The sequence below is a fragment of the Paenibacillus alkalitolerans genome, assembly GCF_016482785.1.
Taxonomy (GTDB): domain Bacteria; phylum Bacillota; class Bacilli; order Paenibacillales; family YIM-B00363; genus Paenibacillus_AE; species Paenibacillus_AE alkalitolerans.
Map to the genome: position 1 here is coordinate 22,498 of NZ_JAEMXM010000009.1, position 20,060 is coordinate 42,557.

Annotated in this window: 18 protein-coding genes; 15 read left to right on the forward strand and 3 right to left on the reverse strand. The window is 53.4% G+C overall.

Features of this window, described 5'->3' with window-relative positions; genetic code table 11:
* The first annotated feature begins 8 nt into the window (after positions 1 to 8).
* Both tgt and yajC read left to right on the forward strand, forming a co-directional pair.
* The gene (gene tgt, locus JET16_RS15465; protein ID WP_199617276.1) at positions 9 to 1,145 is read left to right on the forward strand and encodes a tRNA guanosine(34) transglycosylase Tgt; all 1,137 of its coding nucleotides are present in this window, start codon (positions 9 to 11) and stop codon (positions 1,143 to 1,145) included.
* Between the two features lie 39 nt (positions 1,146 to 1,184).
* Positions 1,185 to 1,514 carry a preprotein translocase subunit YajC gene (gene yajC / locus JET16_RS15470; RefSeq protein ID WP_199617459.1) on the forward strand — a complete coding sequence of 110 codons (330 nt, stop codon included), beginning with the start codon at positions 1,185 to 1,187 and terminating at the stop codon, positions 1,512 to 1,514.
* A gap of 117 nt (positions 1,515 to 1,631) precedes the next feature.
* Here yajC and JET16_RS15475 read toward each other — a convergent pair whose 3' ends face one another.
* The gene (locus JET16_RS15475) at positions 1,632 to 2,024 is read right to left on the reverse strand and encodes a TIGR04086 family membrane protein (RefSeq protein WP_233531670.1); all 393 of its coding nucleotides are present in this window, start codon (positions 2,022 to 2,024) and stop codon (positions 1,632 to 1,634) included.
* Positions 2,025 to 2,179: 155 nt separating this feature from the next.
* Here JET16_RS15475 and JET16_RS15480 point away from each other — a divergent pair, with 155 nt between their 5' ends.
* A complete protein-coding gene (locus JET16_RS15480) occupies positions 2,180 to 2,914 on the forward strand; it encodes a DUF421 domain-containing protein (protein ID WP_199617277.1) in 735 nt (244 codons plus the stop codon).
* Between the two features lie 17 nt (positions 2,915 to 2,931).
* Here the strand turns inward: JET16_RS15480 and spoVB are convergent, their stop codons facing one another.
* Entirely contained in the window at positions 2,932 to 4,491 is a 1,560-nt protein-coding gene (gene spoVB / locus JET16_RS15485) for a stage V sporulation protein B (protein ID WP_199617278.1), read from the reverse strand.
* A gap of 163 nt (positions 4,492 to 4,654) precedes the next feature.
* Between spoVB and JET16_RS15490 the strand changes: the two genes are divergently transcribed.
* From JET16_RS15490 to JET16_RS15510, 6 genes are all read left to right on the forward strand, one after another.
* Positions 4,655 to 4,948, forward strand: coding sequence for a post-transcriptional regulator (locus JET16_RS15490; RefSeq protein ID WP_325176700.1), 294 nt, complete (start codon positions 4,655 to 4,657; stop codon positions 4,946 to 4,948).
* A 113-nt stretch (positions 4,949 to 5,061) separates the two neighbouring features.
* Entirely contained in the window at positions 5,062 to 6,288 is a 1,227-nt protein-coding gene (gene secD / locus JET16_RS30170) for a protein translocase subunit SecD (protein ID WP_233531693.1), read from the forward strand.
* On the forward strand, positions 6,278 to 7,168 hold the full coding sequence (gene secF, locus JET16_RS30175) for a protein translocase subunit SecF (RefSeq protein ID WP_325176701.1): 891 nt from the start codon (positions 6,278 to 6,280) through the stop codon (positions 7,166 to 7,168). Before secD ends, secF begins: the two co-directional genes overlap by 11 nt.
* Positions 7,165 to 8,124, forward strand: a complete 960-nt coding sequence (locus tag JET16_RS15500) for a cation diffusion facilitator family transporter (protein WP_199617279.1) — start codon at positions 7,165 to 7,167, stop codon at positions 8,122 to 8,124. Before secF ends, JET16_RS15500 begins: the two co-directional genes overlap by 4 nt.
* Before the next feature lie 35 nt (positions 8,125 to 8,159).
* Entirely contained in the window at positions 8,160 to 10,580 is a 2,421-nt protein-coding gene (recJ, locus tag JET16_RS15505; protein WP_199617280.1) for a single-stranded-DNA-specific exonuclease RecJ, read from the forward strand.
* Between the two features lie 2 nt (positions 10,581 to 10,582).
* Positions 10,583 to 11,095, forward strand: coding sequence for an adenine phosphoribosyltransferase (locus JET16_RS15510; protein ID WP_199617462.1), 513 nt, complete (start codon positions 10,583 to 10,585; stop codon positions 11,093 to 11,095).
* Between the two features lie 47 nt (positions 11,096 to 11,142).
* On the opposite strand, the gene uraA is transcribed toward JET16_RS15510, so the two are convergent.
* A complete protein-coding gene (gene uraA, locus JET16_RS15515) occupies positions 11,143 to 12,420 on the reverse strand; it encodes a uracil permease (protein WP_199617282.1) in 1,278 nt (425 codons plus the stop codon).
* Between the two features lie 219 nt (positions 12,421 to 12,639).
* On the opposite strand from uraA, the gene JET16_RS15520 reads away from it, so the two are divergent.
* The 6 genes from JET16_RS15520 (at position 12,640) to JET16_RS15545 (ending at position 20,056) form a co-directional block, all read left to right on the forward strand.
* Positions 12,640 to 14,859 (forward strand): RelA/SpoT family protein, encoded by a 2,220-nt coding sequence (locus JET16_RS15520; protein WP_199617464.1) that lies wholly within the window; start codon positions 12,640 to 12,642, stop codon positions 14,857 to 14,859.
* Between the two features lie 25 nt (positions 14,860 to 14,884).
* Positions 14,885 to 15,328, forward strand: coding sequence for a D-aminoacyl-tRNA deacylase (dtd, locus tag JET16_RS15525; protein WP_199617283.1), 444 nt, complete (start codon positions 14,885 to 14,887; stop codon positions 15,326 to 15,328).
* Between the two features lie 574 nt (positions 15,329 to 15,902).
* Entirely contained in the window at positions 15,903 to 17,207 is a 1,305-nt protein-coding gene (locus JET16_RS15530) for an ABC transporter substrate-binding protein (protein ID WP_199617284.1), read from the forward strand.
* Between the two features lie 56 nt (positions 17,208 to 17,263).
* Positions 17,264 to 18,175, forward strand: a complete 912-nt coding sequence (locus tag JET16_RS15535; protein WP_233531674.1) for a carbohydrate ABC transporter permease — start codon at positions 17,264 to 17,266, stop codon at positions 18,173 to 18,175.
* A gap of 21 nt (positions 18,176 to 18,196) precedes the next feature.
* Complete coding sequence (locus JET16_RS15540; protein ID WP_199617285.1) at positions 18,197 to 19,024, forward strand: carbohydrate ABC transporter permease; 828 nt, start codon at positions 18,197 to 18,199, stop codon at positions 19,022 to 19,024.
* A 24-nt stretch (positions 19,025 to 19,048) separates the two neighbouring features.
* The gene (locus JET16_RS15545) at positions 19,049 to 20,056 is read left to right on the forward strand and encodes a LacI family DNA-binding transcriptional regulator (protein WP_199617286.1); all 1,008 of its coding nucleotides are present in this window, start codon (positions 19,049 to 19,051) and stop codon (positions 20,054 to 20,056) included.
* The last annotated feature ends 4 nt before the right edge of the window (positions 20,057 to 20,060 follow it).

A 20,060-nucleotide genomic window follows, 5' to 3' on the forward strand; every position in this document is an offset into this window, starting at 1 on the left:
TGTGACGGATGGCAGCAGTGACATATGAGTTGATCAAAACATGCAAGCAAACGGGCGCAAGATTGGGCAAAGTGCACACTCCTCACGGCACCTTCGACACGCCGGCATTCATGCCGGTAGGCACGCAGGCGACGGTGAAGACGATGAGCCCGGAAGAAGTGAAGGAGATGGGCGCGGGCATCATTTTAAGCAATACGTATCATCTCTTTCTTCGGCCCGGCCATGAATTGGTCCGCGAAGCGGGCGGGCTTCACAAATTCATGAATTGGGATCGGGCGATTTTGACCGACAGCGGCGGCTTCCAAGTGTTTTCGTTAAGCGATCTGCGGAAAATTACGGAAGAAGGCGTCCATTTCCGCTCGCATCTTAACGGTGACAAGCTGTTCATCGGTCCGGAAACCGCCATGGAAATTCAGAACGCCCTCGGATCCGATATCATGATGGCATTCGACGAATGCCCGCCGTATCCGGCGGAAGAGGATTACGTGAAGCAGTCGACGGAACGGACGACCCGGTGGGCGGAACGCTGTTTGAAGGCGCATGCCCGGCCCCACGATCAGGCGCTGTTTGCGATCGTGCAAGGGGGAATGTACGAGAAATACCGGAGGCAGAGCGCCGCGGATTTGACTTCCATGGATTTCCCGGGGTATGCTATTGGAGGATTAAGCGTGGGTGAACCGAAGCATCTCATGTACGAGGTGCTTGAATATACGGCGCCGCTGCTCCCGTCGAACAAACCGCGCTACCTGATGGGTGTAGGGTCGCCTGACGCGTTGATCGACGGCGCCATTCGGGGCATCGATATGTTCGATTGCGTGCTGCCGACGCGTATTGCGCGCAACGGCACGACGATGACGAGCGGGGGCCGCCTGGTCATACGCAACGCCCAATTCGCCCGCGATTTCGGTCCGCTCGACCCGGAATGCTCGTGCTACACGTGCCGGAATTACTCCCGCGCATACATACGCCACTTGATTAAAGCCGACGAAACGTTCGGCATCCGGCTGACGACGTACCACAACTTGCATTTCTTGCTTGAATTGATGCGCAACGTGCGCCAAGCGATCGTGGAGGATCGGTTAGGCGATTATAGAGAGCAGTTTTTCTCCAAATACGGATTGCATGACAATGACAAAGGTTTTTAATCAATTTTTATTGCACAAGGAGGAAATTGGATGTTTATTATGGCTGGTGCCGCGGCTGCGGCGGAAGGAACTCAAGGCGGGGCGGGCGCGTGGATGTCGCTGCTGCCTTTCGTATTGATGTTCGCAATCTTCTATTTCTTGCTCATCCGCCCGCAGCAGAGGCGTCAAAAGACTCGAAATATGATGCTTGCGAATTTGAAGAAGGGCGATAAAGTCATCACGCTCGGCGGCATTCACGGGAAAGTTGTGGAATTGACCGACGACGTGGCCGTAGTGCTTGTGAACGACTCGACTCGTCTGACGTTTAACCGCGCTGCGATTGAGACGGTCGTATCGAGCGCGCCGGCATCGGATACGAAGCCGGAGTAATGCGGATGAAACAATATAAAGTGGACTGACTAACAAAAAAGGAGACTGTCTGTTTATACGACAGGCTCCTTTTTCCGTTATTTTCCCGCAAAGCGAAAAAATTGCCCCAGTTCCAAATCATCTCCGCAAATTGACGCCGATCATGCCGCCGAACGCTCCCATGAAGAACGACAGCGCGAACAACACTAACGTGTACATCGTCAAAGCCGCATCGTAGCTTAAAAATCCGATCAATACGACCACTACGCTGTACAATACACCCATCATGCCTCCGTTATACCAGCCGCGTTTTCCCGATCGTTTCCCCGTCACCAACCCGCCGATAAACAACGCCGCACTGTGAATGACATATACGTATGTCGTCATCGAACCTTCTTTCATGCCGGAAAACTTTAAAACCAACGAGACGATAACCGTTGCAAGCGCCATCGAAACGAGGGAATAGAGGAGACCCGTAAGTATCGGAGATCCCGCTCGCACGCCGGACGTCATTCCCTTCATCGTATTCATGCCATCGACCTCCGCAGCTATTCATTAGTACACCATATGGTCAAGCCGTGAAAAAAAGACCAAGCTGCCAAAAGTTACGCGTGCATTTTTTGCATGGCTTGCCAAAACCGCGGTGAGAATACGTTTAGCGGATTCACTGCGAAGGGAGGAGGCGCATGGAAGCTCTTTCGATCGTATGGCGGACACTGCTGGTCTACTTTGTAATCAACATCATCCTTCGAATTATGGGCAAGAGGGAAATCGGCAAACTGTCCGTTTTCGATTTAGTCATTTCGATAATGATCGCAGAGATGGCCGCTTTACTCATCGGGGAGACTGACCGGCCGATATGGGAAGGCGTATTGCCGATGGTCGTGCTCGCCTTGACGCAAGTGACGATTGCATACTTCACCTTAAAAAACCGCACGGTCCGGAATGTCTTTGAAGGCAGACCGAGCGTCATTATCGAAAACGGGAAACTGAACCGCGAAGAGATGCGAAGACAGCGTTACAGCTTGGATGACCTCATGATGCAGCTTCGGGAGAGCAAAGTGAACAACGTAGCGGACGTCGAGTTCGCGATCTTGGAAACAACGGGGAAGCTGTCCGTCACGACCCGGCAGGAGTTCCGTGGAGCAGACGGCCGCGATCCGCAGGACTCGGGCCAATCGAAGAAGTCCTCCGTTGTGCAATTCAACGGCAAAGAAGGCAAGCCCGTCACGTTTCGGTACGAAGGCTTGCCCATTCCGCTCATCATGGACGGCAAGGTTCATGACGAAAACTTGAAAGTGATCGGCAAGACAAGATTTTGGCTCAAGAACGAACTGCAAAACCGGGGCATCTCGGATGCGAAAGACGTATTTCTATGTACGATCGACCATCGCGGCAAAATGTTTATCGATAAGAAGTAGCGGTATGGCGTTCAATTTTATTTTTTGCGGTGAAACGGAAGCCGGCCGAAGTCGTCCTTATCCACCAGCTTTAACAAAAAGACGCAGCACAAATACAGCAAGCCTCCCCCTAATGCTGCGGCGGCAAACCGGAGAAGCGGGGATGAAGACCACTCCGTCACGAATAACGCATGCGCCGCATAACCTGTTAAGCAAGCCGCGGCGCCCGTCTTGATCAAATCGGCAATCGGAAAGCGGTATTTGATGAAACCGACGACGCTGTTCCAATGAAGCATCGTCACCAAAACGATATTCACATTGATGGCGGCGATCACGCCGTATATTCCAAATCTGGGCTGTGTGGCTAACAGGAATATGAGCGTCAATTTAATCGCAGCCCCGTAGAACGTGTTCAAGAGCGCGGCTCCCGGCCGGTCCAACGCTTGCAGCGTCGCTTGCAGCGGACCTTGGAAGTAGAGGAAAATAGCGGCCGGAGCCATCATTTTCAGCATCGCTCCCACTTCCGGTTCGTTGTACAAATAGTAGCAAATGGGTTCGGCAAGAACGTACATAAAGACGGCGAACGGCGCACCGGTAACAAGAGCGAGCCGCAAGCTTTGATGCAAACGCTTATGGATCGTCTTCATATCGCTGCGGGCGGCCGCCTCCGAAAGAGACGGGACGAGAGACACGGAGAGCGAATAGGTCAGTACCCCCGGAAGCAGAAGCACCGGGATGACCATTCCTTGCAAAGCGCCGTATTGCGCAGTCGCAACCGCCGCAGCAACGCCCGCGGCCGCCAGCGCTTGAACGGTCATGACCGATTCAAGAAAATACGAGCCGGATCCGACGAGCCGGCTGCCGGTAACCGGGATGGCGATTCGCATTAACGAACGAAACAGAGCCGGTGACGTTCGGGAAGCTTCATTCTTTGAATTTTCATTGAGCGCCGCAGCCGCGTAGAAGCCCCTCGTTCGCATGTATTGAAAAGCGATCACCGCAAGTCCGCTCAATTCCCCGACCGTAACTCCGAACATGGCGCCCGCCGCCGCAAAATGAAGTCCGTAGGGCAGCAGCCAGTAAGCGAACAGAAGCATGGCGGCAATGCGGATGACGGTCTCGGTGATTTGCGAAAGAGCGGTGGGAATCATGTTCTGCCTGCCTTGAAAATATCCGCGGTACACGGAAGAGACGCCTACGATCAAGATCATCGGACTCATGGCCAATATCGTGTAACGTACACGCGAATCGTTGAGCAGCGCCGAAGAGATCCAAGAGGAGCCGAGAACGATCGCCGCGGTGAACAACAGGCTTAGCAGCACTGTACAAAACAGAGAGAGCCGGACGATCGTCTTCACTTTCCGTTCTTCACCGTCGGATTCTGCCGCGGCTACCAGCTTCGCGACGGCCAGCGGTATGCCTCCGGTTATAAACGTAAGCACTACGATCAGCAGCGGATAACCCAACTGATACAGTCCCACCCCCTCCGCGCCGATGATCCTGGGCATGGCAATCCGCGGCGCAAATGCGAGAATGCGGTTAATCAACCCGGCCGCCAGCAATATCATTGTCCCTTGAATGAACGATTGTCTGTTCATAGCCGCTCCTTCGCGCGATCCTTCCTCGAGCTCCGCATCCGTTTCACGGGACGGACGAGGCGGAAGTTGTCCGTTTCCTTATGGTTATGTGTCATTTATCGCCAACATGCTTGTCTTTTGTGATACAATAAGAGGAGTCAGACTGGATCGGGGGAGACCGGCAATGACCGAACGGGATCAACGCCTTGGGCGCGAAGATATCGCCGAGGAACGCGAAGATGTACAGGGAATGAGCGACAATGAATTGAACGCCATGATTGAAACGATTTGCATGAGTAAAGCGGAAGAATTTCACATGCTCGGTTACGGGAGCGTCACCGGCAAAGATATATGGGATTGCGTGAGCAGCAAATATAAAGAAACTCCTCCGCTGCACCGGGTCGTCAACGATATATTGTCTTTAAAGACTACGCAGCTGATGAACTGGATGACGTTAAGCGCTTGGAAAATGAGTTGAGAAGCTTAAGGGCGGCCCGTCGGCCGTTCTTTTTTGCGTTTTTGACTGGATTTTACGAGGTGGTATAATGAGACTATTGGACACAAGAAGGGAGCAAGTTTGCTGCTATGGATATGAAACGAATCGCGGCCTTTATTCTCATCGTGCTCGTAACGCTAGGGGTCGTAGCCGGGACTAGTCCGTCCTTGTTGGGGGATATCAAGCTCGGACTCGATTTGAAGGGCGGGTTTGAAATTCTTTACGTGGCTGAACCGCTGGAAGAGGGACAAGCCGTGACCCAAGACTCGCTGCGCGAGACGGCCCGCAGCTTGGAGGAGCGGGTAAACGACGTCGGGACGTCGGAACCGGAAATTACACCGGAAGGCAAAGACCGGATCCGGGTGAAGATTGCCGGCGTGGAGAATGAAGAGGAGGTTCGCGCCATTCTTAGCAAACCGGCGGAGCTGACGTTTCGCGGTCCGGACGGAACGAAAGAGATGATCGGAAGCGACTTCGTGCAAGGCGGCGCATCCGTTGAATTCAATCAGGCGGGGCGGCCGTACATTGCTTTGAAGGTGAAGGACGCGGCAAAGTTTGCCGATGTGACGGAGAGATTGTTGGGCCAACCGCTGGCCATTTATTTGGACGAAGAGATGATTTCAGCGCCTACCGTCAATGCCGTCATTACGAACGGCCAGGCGATCATTACGGGCGACTACACCTTCGATGAAGCGAAGGAACTGGCCGACATTATCAATCTAGGCGCACTGCCGCTCAAGCTGACCGAAAAATATACGCAAAGCGTCGGAGCGACGCTCGGACAGCAGTCTCTGCAAGAGACGATGTTCGCCGGCATCATCGGTTCCGCGATCATATTGCTATTTATGCTGTCGTTTTACCGGATACCCGGCGTCGTTGCCAGCATTTCTTTAATATCGTACACATGGCTTTTATTGCTTGCGTTCAAGCTGATGGGCGTCACGCTCACATTGCCTGGAATCGCGGCGTTCGTGCTCGGCATCGGAATGGCGGTCGACGCCAACATCATCACGTACGAACGAATCAAGGACGAGATTCGCAGCGGCAAGTCCATACTATCCGCTCTGCGCGCCGGTTCGAAGAACAGCTTCCGCACGATCATGGACGCGAATGTTACGACCATCATCGCCGCATCGGTCATCATGTTCCTAGGTTCGTCTTCCGTGCGAGGCTTCGGACTGATCCTCATTGCGAGCATTGTGGCGAGCATCATTACGAACGTATTCTTCTCGCGGCTGCTGCTCAACCTTCTCGTGCGAAGCAATCTTGTGAAGAAACCGGGCTATTTCGGCGTGAAGGAGGCGGAAATCAGTGCGCTATAAGTTCAACTTCGATTTTATCAAGCATCGCAAGAAATTTTACGTCTTCTCCACCGCTTTGACCTTGCTAGGGATTATTACGCTCGTTGCGTTAGGGTTAAATTACGGCGTCGATTTTCGCGCAGGATCTTCGCTGGATATTGATGTCGGCAAACCGACGACCGCGGCGGAAGCGAAAGAAGTATTCGCGAAGGCGGGATTCGCGGACGTAACGCCTACCGTAGGCGGTGAGGGCGAGCGCGTTACGGTGCGGTTTAAAGATCCTTTGACGCAGCAGCAAGTGATCGCCGTCGAAGAGGCTTTTAAAGCACAGTATGGAGATCAAGTATCCAAAGAAGAGAATACGGTGGACCCGGAGCTTGCACGGGAGCAGCTTACCAACGCGGGTATTGCGGTACTGGTGGCGAGCATTTTCATCATCATCTATATCAGTATCCGGTTTGAGTGGCGCTTCGCTATTGCAGGCATTGCGGCGCTGCTCCACGACGCATTTATCGTCATTTCCGTGTTCTCCATATTCCGCCTTGAAGTGAATCTGCCGTTTATAGTGGCGATATTGACAATCATCGGATACTCTATTAACGATACGATCGTTATTTTCGACCGGATCCGCGAGAATTTGCGTTTTGCGAAGCTCAAATCGGCGGGCGACTTATCCGCTATGATAAACAACAGCATTTGGCAGACGTTCACAAGATCCGTCAACACGGTGATGACCGTATTGATTGCCGCCGTCGCCCTATTCATATTCGGCAGCGAATCGATTCGGCTGTTTTCGCTTGCGATGATCATCGGTCTGGTCAGCGGCGCATATTCTTCAATATGTATCGCATCTCCGATATGGTTTGAATTGAAAAAAAGGAGTCTCGGGAGGTCCAAATGACGGAGAATCGTCACGCCAGGGCGGAATTCGCCGCATGGCTCGGCATTATCGGAAATTTGAGTTTGGCTGTTATGAAAGGGGTCGTCGGTTTTCTGTCGGGCAGTAAAGCGTTGATTGCCGATGCCGCCAACTCCGCTTCCGACGTCGCCGGATCGTTCGCCGTATTGATCGGCTTAAAGGCGGCCAAGCGCCCGCCGGACAAAGATCACCCGTACGGGCACGGCAAGGCCGAATCGATAGCGGCGATTATCGTGTCGGTGCTGCTGTTATTGGTCGGTTTCGAAGTGGCCCAGTCGGCGGTTCATGCGATTTTTTTCGCCGATGAACCGCCGCAGGCGCCTAAGTGGTATGCCATTGTAGCGCTGCTTATCGCCATTGTAGCCAAGGAAATTCTGTTTCAATATAAATTCCGTCTTGGTAAAGAGTTGAATTCCCAAGCGCTCATTGCTAACGCATGGGATCATCGAACCGACGTAATGTCTTCTTCCGCCGCGCTTCTTGGGGTGGGCGCTTCAGTTCTGGGAGAGCGCCTAGGGATGCCGTGGCTGTATTATGCCGACCCGGTGGCAGGATTTTTCGTCGCGGTGTTGGTGCTTCGCATGGGATACAAATTAATTATGGAATCGATCCATAACACGATGGACCACGTTCTTCATGCGGAAGACGCGGAGGAATTGATCCAAACCGCTCAAAGCGTGCGGGGCGTTATTACGGTGGATGAGCTTCGGGCGAGAGAGCACGGCCATTATGTCATTGTCGATTGCAAAATCAGTGTAAATCCGCGTATTACGGTGATGGAAGGCCACGATATTGCCAAAGCCGTAAAGCATGAGCTGATGAAGTCGTACACGCATGTGTCGGACGTATTCATTCACGTGAACCCGTATGATCCGGGTTATCCGTACAAAAGCGCAAGCGATACCAATCAAGAAGATTTTCCGACCTTATTACATTAATTTGCATTAGGGCGGGGAAAAGGAGCGATGCTTGCATGCTTTCATCGAAGGCGCGCTGGAAGATCGGCTCCCCCGATCCGGCCGGCGCCCGAGCGCTTCAAGACCGTTTGAACATACGTCCGCTGCTCGCCGCGCTGCTTGCCGCAAGAGGCATCGGTGCGGAAGAAGCGGAAATTTTGCTTTCGGCGAAATTGGAGTTTCATGACCCGATGCTTCTTGACGGCATGGCAGTCGCGGCGGAACGTATCGAACGGGCCGTGCGGGACGAACAATACATACGCATATACGGGGACTACGACGCGGACGGCGTCAGCAGCACTTCGTTAATGGTTCGGCTGATGCGGATGTTGGGCGCGCGTTTCGACTATTACATTCCGCATCGGGTAACGGAAGGCTACGGCCTCCATGTCCATGCGATCGAGCAAGCGCATAGCGAAGGAGTGGGCTTGCTTGTGACGGTCGACACCGGGATCAGCGCGGCGGAGCAAGTGGACAAGGCGACGGAGCTCGGCTTGGATGTCATCGTTACCGATCATCACGAGCCGCCGGAAGTGCTGCCGAATGCGGTGGCCGTAATAAATCCGAAAAAATCAGCCTGCCCGTACCCTTTTAAAGGATTGGCAGGCGTAGGGGTCGCTTTCAAGCTTGCTCAAGCGCTTCTGCGGCGCGTCCCCGAAGAGCTTGCGGAATATGCCGCCCTCGGGACGATCGCCGATTTAATGCCGCTAACCGGGGAAAATCGCTGCATCGTGAAGCTCGGTTTGGAGAGAATGCGGGACAGCCCGTATGCCGGTTTCCGGGCATTGTTTCGAGTTGCCGGCATTTCCGGCAAAGAGGTCACTGCGGGTCAGATCGGATTTTCCGTTGCGCCGCGTGTGAACGCTGTCGGGCGTCTCGACAGCGCGGACGAGGCCGTTCGCTTGCTCGTGACGGACAAGGAGGACGAGGCGGAGACGCTCGCTCTGCGGCTTGACGCCTTGAACGGCGAACGGCAATCGATCGTTGAACAAACGGCGGCGGAGGCTTTTGAGCAAGTGGAGAAGTTTCCGGAACCGTCGGATACCATCGTCGTGTCTTCTTCAGGATGGAATCCTGGGGTCATCGGGATCGTCGCTTCCAAGCTTGTGGAGCGTTACTTCAAACCTTCCATCGTTATCGCTGTTGATGAGGAGACGGGACTCGGCAAAGGATCCGCCCGCGCGGTGCCAGGCTTTCATCTGTTTGAAGCGCTTCAGCACTGCGCGGATTGTTTGGAGCATTTCGGCGGGCACGAATCGGCCGCCGGACTTACCGTGCGGATTGATCGTTTGGAACAGTTCGTCCGCCGGTTGAACGAGTATGCCGAACGCACGATTACTCCGGAAATGAAGCTCCCGTCTCTCGCCGCGGATTCGGAGCTAAGCTTAGGGGACATTACGGTGGAAAATATAGAGGAGTTGGACAAGCTCGCTCCATACGGGATGCAGCATACGACGCCCCGGTTTGTGCTCAGAGGCGCCGTCGCCGGCAGCGCGTCGGTGCTCGGCAAAGACCGCAAGCACTTGAAAATCGCGTTGCGGGGCGACCGCACCGGCGCGGAGGTGAATGCGGTATGCTTCGGAATGGGCGGACTTGCTCCGTTCATCAGCTCAGGAGCCCGCGTCGATCTGCTCGGCGAGCTGTCCGTCAACGAGTGGAAAGGACGGAAATCAGCGCAGTTGATCGTGAAGGACTTGCGCATTCCGCACAGGCAGCTGTTCGATTGGCGCGGAGCTGTGACATCGAAGGCGATGAACGACAACTTCTTGCAATGGGGAATTGCGCAACGAAATGCGGCCATACTTGTTTCCGAGCGCGACGGAGTTCCTCCGCTCTTCGAACCGTGGGCCGAATCCATGCCGGTACATAAGTTTCAATACGACGGGAAGTGCGAGCCGGCCAACGCTGGGGCCGCCCGCAATCCGACGTTCGAGAACGTTACGGATATGATCGTTGCATGCTGCCCGTTTCCTTTGCACTCATTTCGTCATATACTAGAACAGTGTGCTTCTTTAGAGCGGATATACGCAGCGTTCGGTGAACGAAACACCGGTGCGAACCGGCTGTGTGACAGGTCGTCGCTTGGCGTTATGTACTCGGCCGTGAAAGAAGCATGCCCCGCACCGCATAATGCGCTTGTGGAAACGGTTTCCCGCCTTACCGGTTTCGATATCGGACAAGCCGGATTTGCGCTTCAGGTGTTTCGCGAGCTTCAGCTGTTGGAAGAAGAGGCCGGCGAAGGAATCATCCGGTGCCCGCCTTCTCCGAGGAAGAGGGATTTGCGGGAGTCGCCGACGTACCGAATGGAAGAAGAAGCGGAAAGAGCCCGCCGCTATTGGGCGGGATGTCCGGTTGAAACGTTGACGCGGAGGTTGCTTGCGCCGCTCGACCTCCTTGAAGATCAAGAAGCTGAACAAATAACGGAGGCTATTTTATGAGCATTAACTTTAAAGACCACATTCGGGTCATCATGGATTATCCGCAGCCGGGAATTCGGTTTAAAGACATAACGACGCTGCTTAGTAACGGTCCCGTGTACAAAGAGGCGATTGACTCCATTGCGGAGTTGGTGGCAGGCAAGCAGATCGACGTCATATGCGGTCCGGAAGCGAGAGGCTTCGTCGTCGGAGCCCCTCTGTCGTATAAGCTTGGCATCGGCTTCGTACCGATCCGCAAGAGCGGCAAACTGCCATACGAATCCATTGAAGCAAGCTATGATTTGGAATATGGCAAAGACAAACTTGCGATCCATGCGGATGCCATTAAACCGGGCCAGAAGGTGCTGATCGCGGATGATTTGTTGGCGACCGGCGGCACCATTTCCACGTGTGTCGACTTGGTGCGCAAACTAGGCGGGGAAGTTGTCGGGACGGCTTTCTTGATTGAGCTTTCCTACTTGTCCGGAAGAGAAAAACTGCAAGAGATCGATGTCGCTTCTTTAATCACATACTAAGAGTAAAGGACGTCCTCGTCGCCGAGGGCGTCCTTTTTTTGGATTGTTTACTCGTTCTTCAGCTTGAGCAGCTCCAGCAGCTTGAAGAAGAGGCCGAGCAGGATCGAAACGACGGTTGCGAGCGCCATCCCTTTGATCGAGAAGCTGCCGAACGCCAACGTCGCGCCGCTGATGCCGATGACAAGAACGACGGCGGTCAAAATTAGGTTGGACGGTTTGGAATAATCCACTTTCGTCTCGACGAGCATACGCACGCCCGATGCGGCGATGACGCCGAACAACAGGATCGACACGCCGCCCATGACCGTTTCCGGGATCGTCGCGATGAGCGCCGCCAATTTGCCGACGAAGGAAAGGAGAATGGCGATGACGGCCGCTCCGCCGATGACCCACACGGAGTATACGCGCGTAATGGCCAGCACGCCGATGTTTTCGCCGTATGTAGTGTTCGGCGTCGAGCCGACGAAGCCGGACGCCAGCGTCGAGATGCCGTTGCCGAGCAGCGAGCGTCCGAGTCCCGGCTCTTTCGTCAAATCTTTGCCGACGATGTTTCCGGTAACGATTAAGTGGCCGATATGCTCCGCGATGACAACGAGCGCAGCAGGCGCGATGATCGCGATGCTAGCCGCATCGAATACCGGAGCCGTGAACGTCGGAATACGGAACCAGTCGGATTCGCGCACAGGATCGAAGACGACGAGCCCGTACGCGGCAGCAACCGCGTAACCGGCGGCGAAACCGATCAAAATCGGAATGATTTTCAAAAATCCGCGGAACATCACCGAACCGATTACGGTGACGAGCAGCGTGATAACGGACACCGTGATCGCTTTCGGATCGGGGGTCCAATCTTCCGGGCGCGTATACTCGGGGGGAAGCCATCCCGCCATCCGTGCGGCGACCGGCGAAAGCTCGAGGCCGATGACGGCAACGATCGCGCCCATCGCGGCCGGCGGAAACACTACGTCGATCCAACGCGTACCCACCGCCCATACAAGCAGCGCCACCGCCGTAAAAATAACGCCGGCGACGACGAACCCGCCCAATGCATGGGCGTAGTCTTTCGAACCGAGCACAACGAATACGGGGGAAAGGAAAGCGAAGCTTGAGCCTAGGTACGCAGGAATCTGCCCTTTACATATGATGAGATAAAACAGCGTTCCGATCCCGTTCATCAGCAGGATTGTCGCCGGATCGACTTTAAACAGCGCCGGCACGAGCACCGTTGCGCCGAACATGGCGAACAAGTGCTGCAAGGAAAGCGGCAATGCCGCAAGCAGCGGAGGCCTCTCTTGCACTCCGATGGAGCGTTGTTCAGTGGACATGGCGGATCGAGTTCCCCTTTCAAATGATTGTGGACATTTTTCGACAAAATTCTTGTTATTTCCATTTCATTCGACATATTAACAAAAACTTCACAATTCGTCTGGTAGTATTTCTCTTGCAATATGCGCGATTCTTGACGTAAAGCATGAAACAAAGGCATAATGGATTACAAAATTCGATTTTAGGAGTCTAAAGCGTTTATGGAAGAAAGGCAGCCGATGGGAATCGAGCAATTGCTCGAGAAGGCATCTTCATATATTAAAGAAGCCGACTTGGCGCGCATCCGGGAGGCGTATGCGTTCGCGGAGTCAGCCCACCGCGGCCAAACCCGCAAATCCGGCGAACCTTACATTCTTCATCCGGTTGCGGTTGCCGACATCTTGGTGGACCTCCAAATGGACGCAACGACCGTCATCGCCGGTCTGCTTCATGATGTCGTCGAAGACACCAACGTGACGACGCAAGACTTGGAAGCGAAGTTCGGGCGCACGTGCGCGCTTCTGGTCGACGGCCTCACAAAGCTTGAGAAAATCGAATTTAAATCGAAAGAAGAAGCGCAGAACGAAAATTATCGAAAAATGTTTATCGCGATGGCGCAAGATATTCGTGTGATCATTATCAAGCTGGCTGACCGACTGCATAATATGCGTACGTTGAAATTTCAATCCGAGGAGGCCCGGCGCCGCATCTCGGAGGAAACGCTTGAAATCTTCTGTCCGATCTCCCACCGGCTCGGGATGGCCGCCATCCGGTGGGAGATGGAGGACATCTCGCTTCGCTATTTAAATCCTCAGCAGTATTATCGAATCGTAAATCTCATGCAGAAAAAGCGTGCCGAACGGGAGCTCCATATCTCGGAAGTAATGGACAAAATCCGTGAGAAGCTGGTGGAGATGGGCATCGAAGCCGACATCAGCGGCCGCCCTAAGCACATCTACAGCATATATAAGAAAATGATGTCCAGAAACAAGCAATTTAATGAAATCTACGATCTTTTGGCGATTCGGATCATCGTGGACAACGTGAAAGACTGTTACGCTACGCTTGGCATCATCCATACGCTTTGGAAGCCGATGCCCGGACGTTTCAAAGACTACATCGCCATGCCGAAACCGAACATGTACCAGTCGCTGCATACGACCGTCATCGGTCCGAAGGGCGAGCCGACGGAGGTGCAAATCAGAACATGGGATATGCATCGCACATCGGAATACGGGATTGCCGCGCATTGGGCGTACAAGGAAGGAAAGGACGGTTCGGCCACGGCGGTGCCGTCCGGTTCGTTCGAAGAGAAAATGACGTTCTTCCGCGAAATATTGGAGCTTCAGCACGAAGCGAAAGACGCCGCGGAATTCATGGAGTCGCTTCGAATGGATTTCTTCACGGATTTGGTGTACGTCTTTACGCCGAAAGGCGAAGTGATCGAGCTTCCGGCCGGATCCGTGCCGCTCGATTTTTCGTACCGGATTCACACCGAGATCGGCAACCGCACGATCGGCGCGAAAGTAAACGGGCGAATCGTCCCTCTCGACCATCAATTGAAAACCGGCGATATCGTCGAAATTCTTACATCGAAGCATTCGTACGGTCCTAGCCAGGACTGGTTGAAGATCGCCCAATCTTCGCACGCCCGAAGCAAAATCAAGCAATGGTTCAAGAAAGAGAAGCGGGAAGAGAACGTCGCCAAGGGACGGGAAGCGCTCGAGCGCGAAGTGAAACGGCTCGGCTACGAAACGTCCGAGGTGTTGACGGACGAAAAGCTGCTCGAGACGGCCAAGCGGTTTAATTTCAACGATATCGAGGATATGCTGTCCGCTATCGGCTTCGGGGGCATTACCGCCGCGCAAATTGTTACGCGCTTGACGGAGAAACTGCGCAAGGAGTCGGAAGAAACGTCACAGCTGCAGCTTACATCCGAAGTGAGGGAATTGAAGCCTGCTTCCCAAACGGCCGTGCGGTCTTCGCGTCCCCGTTCCGCGCAAGGCGTGCGGGTAAAGGGTGTGGACAATCTGCTCGTCCGGTTCGCACGCTGCTGCAATCCCGTTCCCGGCGACGATATTGTCGGTTATATTACGCGGGGGCGCGGAGTATCGGTGCACCGCAAGGATTGCCCCAATATCGCCCTGTGCGAGGAAGGCGCCGGAGACGACGCGAACCGGGTCATCGAAGTGGAATGGTCCCCTCTCATGCCCGAAGCCAATTACAGCGTCGATATTGAAATTACAGGCCACGAGCGGCGCGGGTTGTTGAACGAAGTGCTGCAGGCGGTTTCGGAAACCAAGACGAATATGTCCGCGGTGTCGGGCCGCTCCGATAAAAACAAAGTAGCGATGATCCACATGACGTTATTGATCCGGAATACGGAGCATCTTCAGTCGGTGGTGGAAAAAATCAAGCGGGTGCGCGACGTGTATTCCGTTCAGCGCATCATGCAATAACCGGGATCTTGGAGGAATTACACGCATGCGCGCCCTTATTCAACGCAGCAAGGAAGCGAAAGTTACGGTTGACGGCACAGTCGTCGGTTCGATTGACCGCGGGCTTGTCGTGCTGCTCGGCGTAACCCATGACGACAGCGATGCGGATGCCGTTTATTTGGCGGAGAAAGTGGTGGGGCTGCGCATTTTTGAAGATGAGTCGGGGAAGATGAACTTGTCCCTGACCGATACCGGTGGCGCGTTGCTTTCCGTATCCCAGTTCACGCTGTACGGCGACGTTCGCAAAGGGAAACGGCCGAATTTCATGGCGGCGGCAAAGCCGGATCATGCTCTGAAGTTGTACGAGCGGTTCAATGAGCTGCTGCGGGACGGCGGCATCCATGTGGAGACGGGGCGATTCGGCGAGATGATGGATGTGTCGCTCGTCAACTGGGGACCGGTGACGATCTGGCTGGACAGCAAAGGTTGACTCTGAAGCAGAGAAGGCCCTGCAAACGTTATGGAAATCCCGTGTTCATAACCCGCCGCCAAAAAGACCGATTATGACCACTGTCTTGCCATAATGCGTAAGCAGCAAATATTTTGCGGAATTACGGCGAGAAGGTAGAAAAAAATCTTGTCACCCCCTGGCTAATATAATATAGTTAACTTAATATTTACAGCTTGGGCTTCAATGGATTGTTATTTTTTGCCTCATTCTGGTATCGATACCATAAACCTAACGTGTCACTTCGCTTAACAGTATGTCTCCCCCGTCGTTGCTGAGCTGCCTAAAGAACGGCCAGACTACGCGCCGCAATTGCAAGGAGTTTCCTGGCAATCACCGAATCGAGAGAAAACAAACTATGTAAGCGTTAACAAAAATATGGTATCGATTCCAGGTAAATTATGTAAAGGTGGTGAAAGCCGATGCAGCACGCTTGGAATGCCGAAGGCAAGGGACGGCGCATGCATGGCACTGGTCGAATGGAGCTTGACTGCTGAAATTGCGAATGTTCGGACGTTCATTTCCACAAAAATTACCTGTACAGGGGGAACGATCGATGAAAATCAAGTCGTTACTTAGCGCACTTCTGGTCCTGAGTTTGGCGTTTGTGGTGGCTGCTTGCAGCGGCAGCGGAGCGAAACCTTCAAGCAATACCGGCGAAACGCCGAATGCATCGGCGGCTGAAAACGCATCCAACGAGAAAATTACGCTGAAGCTGTGGTACTGGAACGGCGCGATATCGGATTCGACGATCGAGGTAGCGAAGGCGAAATTTACGAATATCGATTTGCAGGCGGAGAAGCTTCCTTCCGGCGACGAATATTTGACGAAGCTGAAAACGACGATTGCCGGCGGAGGCGCGGGACCGGACATCGTGGCGATGGACAGCTGGGTGCCGTCGATGCTCCCCTATAAAGAGAAGTTCGTCAATCTGTACGACGTGGGAGCCAGAGATGTCCAATCCAAGTATTTGGAGTGGAAGTGGGAGATGGCCGCAACCCCTGAAGACGACTACTTGATCGGCATGCCGATCGACGTCGCGCCGGTCGTTCTGTTCTACCGCAGCGACCTGTTCGAACAGTCCGGAGTGCCGAGCACGCCGGAAGAGCTTAAGAATCAAGTGAAAACGTGGGACGACTATTTCAAGCTTCAGAAGACGGTAATGGACGCCACAGGCTCGAAAATCAGCTCAATCGCCGATATTTTCAGTAACACGATCGGTCAAAACAGCAAATGGTTCTTCGACGAATCCGGCAATTATATCGGCGACCAGGCGCATGTGAAGCAAGCTTGGGACGAGGCGGTGAAAGCTTATCAGATGGGCCTGACGTTCCCTTATTCCCAAGGCTCGGAGATGAACGCAGCGCTCAACAACGGACAAATTTCTTCCTACATCGGCGCTTCTTGGTCCGCCGGTGATTTGATGGGAGCGGCGCCGGACACGAAGGGCAATTGGCGCATCGCTTATCCGCCGGGGGGCGTGGGCAATCAAGGAGGATCTTTCTTCGGTGCGCTGAAATCGACGAAGCATCCGAAGGAAGCCTTCGAAGTGATACAGTTTCTCGTCAGCCCGGAAAATCTGATTACGGCGTATAAGGAGTTCGGCAACTACCCGTCCACGCCCGAATTGTACGGCAAGCCGGAAATGGAAAACAAAAACGAGTTTTTCGGCGGCCAGGACTTGAGCGTCGTGTTCGGCGAAGCGGCGAAAGACGTCAAAATCGCGCATACGGACCCGAGGGACAATATTGTCAGCGATGCGTTGATCGCCGAAATTATTTTGGTCGACACTCAAAAGAAAGATCCCGAACAGGCTTGGAAAGACGCTCAGGAAAAAATCAAACAGCAGTTGAATCGATAACGGAGAACGAAATCGATTATAAATGTCAGGGCGGTAGTCCTCGCGGGACTTCCGCCTTGGCCGATTGGCGGTGGAACTGGATGGGCAACGGCCTGCTTAAGCAAATATACCGATCCAGAACGTTGTATTTGTTCATTTCTCCTTTTTATATTTTGTTTCTGGTCTTTTCCGTGTTTCCGATTTTGTTTTCCATCTACTTGTCGGTCCATAAGTGGGACGGCATCGGGGAAATGGAGTACGTCGGCATTAACAATTTTCGTTATATGTTTGGGGACCAGGGCTTTTGGCAGGCGCTCGCCAACAACATCGGGTTATGGCTGCTGGGGAACGTGCCGCAGCTCATGTGCGCGCTGGTCATCGCGTTCGTCATCAATTTGTCGATCGTAAGGTTCAAAAGCTTTTTCAAAGTCGCTTATTTTCTGCCGAACGTGACTTCCATGGTCGCTGTCGTCATTATTTTTCAATCCTTGTTCGGCAGCCAATACGGGCTCATTAACTTTGTGCTGCAAAATTTCGGTCTGGAGAAGGTCGCCTGGTTCAACTCGGGCTTCGGCGTCAAGGTGGTGATTGCGTCCATGATCGCATGGAGATATATGGGGTACAACGCGATCATTTATTTGGCGGGTCTGCAAAACATTCCGAAAGATTTGTACGAAGCGGCACAGCTTGACGGCGCCACCATGGTTCAAACGTTTACGCGCATTACGCTGCCGATGCTTCGGCCGGTCATATTGTTTACGGTGATGATGTCGACGATCGGCGGGTTTCAAATTTTCACCGAGCCTCAGGTGCTTGCGGGCAGCGCGGCGCCGTATCCCGGTTCGGAAACGATCGTTCTTTATATGTACCGGGAAGCGTTCAAGTTTTTCCACTACGGGTATGCCGCAGCGGTATCGTGGGTGTTGTTTTTCATCATCGGGTTGTTGTCCGTATTGAATTGGAAGCTTTTCAGCAGATCCGGCGATTGATAAAATAAGGAGAACGACAGGATGACTCATGAAAGCGTATGGAAAAAGATAATCACGCACGCTTGCTTATTGATCGGCGTCGCCATTTCCGTGTTCCCGTTCTATTGGCTCGTCGTCATGTCCACGAATGAAACGAGCGCCGTGCTGGCGTTTCCGCCGAAGCTGACGTTTGGCGGCTATTTCATGACGAATATTCAACATGTGCTGGAGAAGATCGATTTTTTCCGCGCGCTGCTCAATACGCTGTTCGTGGCCGCGGTGAGCACGACGCTTCATTTGTTTTTTGAATCGTTGACCGGTTTTACATTTGCCAAATTTACGTTCCCAGGCTCGAAAGCGTTGTTTTATTTGATGCTGGCGACCTTGATGATTCCGGGGCAAATGCTGCTCGTCCCGCAATTTATTATGATTCAGCAGTTAGGGTGGCTTGGAAGCTACAAGGCGTTAATTATTCCAGGCATGGCGGGCGCGTTCGGCATATTCTGGATCAGGCAGTATGCAGCGGCCATACACGACGAGCTGCTAGACGCCGGGCGGATCGACGGCTGCAACAATTTCCGGCTGTATTGGCACGTAGGCTTGCCGGTGCTGCGCCCTGCGCTGGCATTGCTCGCGATTACGACGTTTATGGGGAACTGGGAAGATTACATGTGGCCTTTGATCGTATTGACGGATACGTCCAAGTTTACGTTAATGCTCGCGCTGGCCCAGTTAAAATCGGTTCATACACAAGATTATGCAATGGTGATGACGGGGACGTTAATGGCCACCGTGCCGTTGATCGTATTTTTCTTTTTGGCCAGCCGGCACATTATCGCCGGAATCGCAGAGGGCGCCGTGAAGAGCTAGGATGCGGAAAGCAGGATGAGGACGATGGTACCGAAGATTAAAGATGTTGCGAAAAAAGCGGGAGTGTCCGTCACGACCGTATCGCGGGTGCTTAACGGCGAGAAATATGTGAAGGACGATATGAAAAAGAGGGTGCAGCGCGCGATTGAAGAGCTCGGGTACGCGCCGAGCCATATCGCCAGAAGCCTTGTTCGGAAAAAAACGAATTTGATCGGCGTCATCGTGCCCGACCTGACTTCCAACTTTTATTCCACGATTCTAAGCAGCATTGAAGAAACGGCCAGCATGAACGATTACAATCTGCTCGTCTGCAACATTATCGAGGATATCGATAAGGAGTTCAAATATTTGAACGTGTTCCACGAAATGCGCGTGGACGGAATTATCATTATGCATGAAAAAATTAACGAGGAAATAAGCTCGTTTCTGACCAAGCTGCAGGTTCCCGTTATTTTTTCCAGCGTCCGACCCAGAGACCAGCGGTTCATCTCCGTCATTGTAGACGATTACGACGCGGCTTACGATGCGACGCGTTTTTTGCTCGATCTAGGCCATGAACGAATCGCCTTTATCGGCGGGGATATGAGAGACGTCACGTCGGGACAAAGCCGTTATGTCGGTTATTGCAATGCGCTGATGGACAGCGGCAAAAAAATCGTCCACGACTACATCAGGTTCGGAGACTACAAGATTAGAAGCGGGTACGACATGATGAAGGAGCTGCTTCGCTGCGATCCGCTCCCTACGGCGGTGTTTGCCGTAAGCGATGATATGGCGGTCGGGGCGATGAATTGCATCAGCGATCATCAATTGAAGGTGCCGGACGACATATCGGTCATCGGGTTTGACGGAAGCCAACTGACGGAGCTCGTTCGCCCGACGCTCACCTCCATGGAGCAGCCGATTCACGATATGGGGAAGATTACGGTTGAGACGCTGCTCGGACTGATTTCCGATGACGAGCATGCGGCGACAAGCGATATTATTCTGAAACATAAGCTCGTTGTTCGAAACAGCTGCAAGAAACTCTGAGGTG

Excerpts from the sequence above, each read along its gene's own strand:
- tgt (WP_199617276.1), top strand. The coding sequence starts at position 9 with ATGGCAGCAGTGACATATGAGTTGATCAAAACATGCAAGCAAACGGGC.
- yajC (WP_199617459.1), top strand. The coding sequence starts at position 1,185 with ATGGCTGGTGCCGCGGCTGCGGCGGAAGGAACTCAAGGCGGGGCGGGC.
- JET16_RS15475 (WP_233531670.1), bottom strand. The coding sequence starts at position 2,024 with ATGAATACGATGAAGGGAATGACGTCCGGCGTGCGAGCGGGATCTCCG.
- JET16_RS15480 (WP_199617277.1), top strand. The coding sequence starts at position 2,180 with ATGGAAGCTCTTTCGATCGTATGGCGGACACTGCTGGTCTACTTTGTA.
- spoVB (WP_199617278.1), bottom strand. The coding sequence starts at position 4,491 with ATGAACAGACAATCGTTCATTCAAGGGACAATGATATTGCTGGCGGCC.
- JET16_RS15490 (WP_325176700.1), top strand. The coding sequence starts at position 4,655 with ATGACCGAACGGGATCAACGCCTTGGGCGCGAAGATATCGCCGAGGAA.
- secD (WP_233531693.1), top strand. The coding sequence starts at position 5,062 with ATGAAACGAATCGCGGCCTTTATTCTCATCGTGCTCGTAACGCTAGGG.
- JET16_RS15500 (WP_199617279.1), top strand. The coding sequence starts at position 7,165 with ATGACGGAGAATCGTCACGCCAGGGCGGAATTCGCCGCATGGCTCGGC.
- recJ (WP_199617280.1), top strand. The coding sequence starts at position 8,160 with ATGCTTTCATCGAAGGCGCGCTGGAAGATCGGCTCCCCCGATCCGGCC.
- uraA (WP_199617282.1), bottom strand. The coding sequence starts at position 12,420 with ATGTCCACTGAACAACGCTCCATCGGAGTGCAAGAGAGGCCTCCGCTG.
- JET16_RS15520 (WP_199617464.1), top strand. The coding sequence starts at position 12,640 with ATGGGAATCGAGCAATTGCTCGAGAAGGCATCTTCATATATTAAAGAA.
- dtd (WP_199617283.1), top strand. The coding sequence starts at position 14,885 with ATGCGCGCCCTTATTCAACGCAGCAAGGAAGCGAAAGTTACGGTTGAC.
- JET16_RS15530 (WP_199617284.1), top strand. The coding sequence starts at position 15,903 with ATGAAAATCAAGTCGTTACTTAGCGCACTTCTGGTCCTGAGTTTGGCG.
- JET16_RS15540 (WP_199617285.1), top strand. The coding sequence starts at position 18,197 with ATGACTCATGAAAGCGTATGGAAAAAGATAATCACGCACGCTTGCTTA.
- JET16_RS15545 (WP_199617286.1), top strand. The coding sequence starts at position 19,049 with ATGGTACCGAAGATTAAAGATGTTGCGAAAAAAGCGGGAGTGTCCGTC.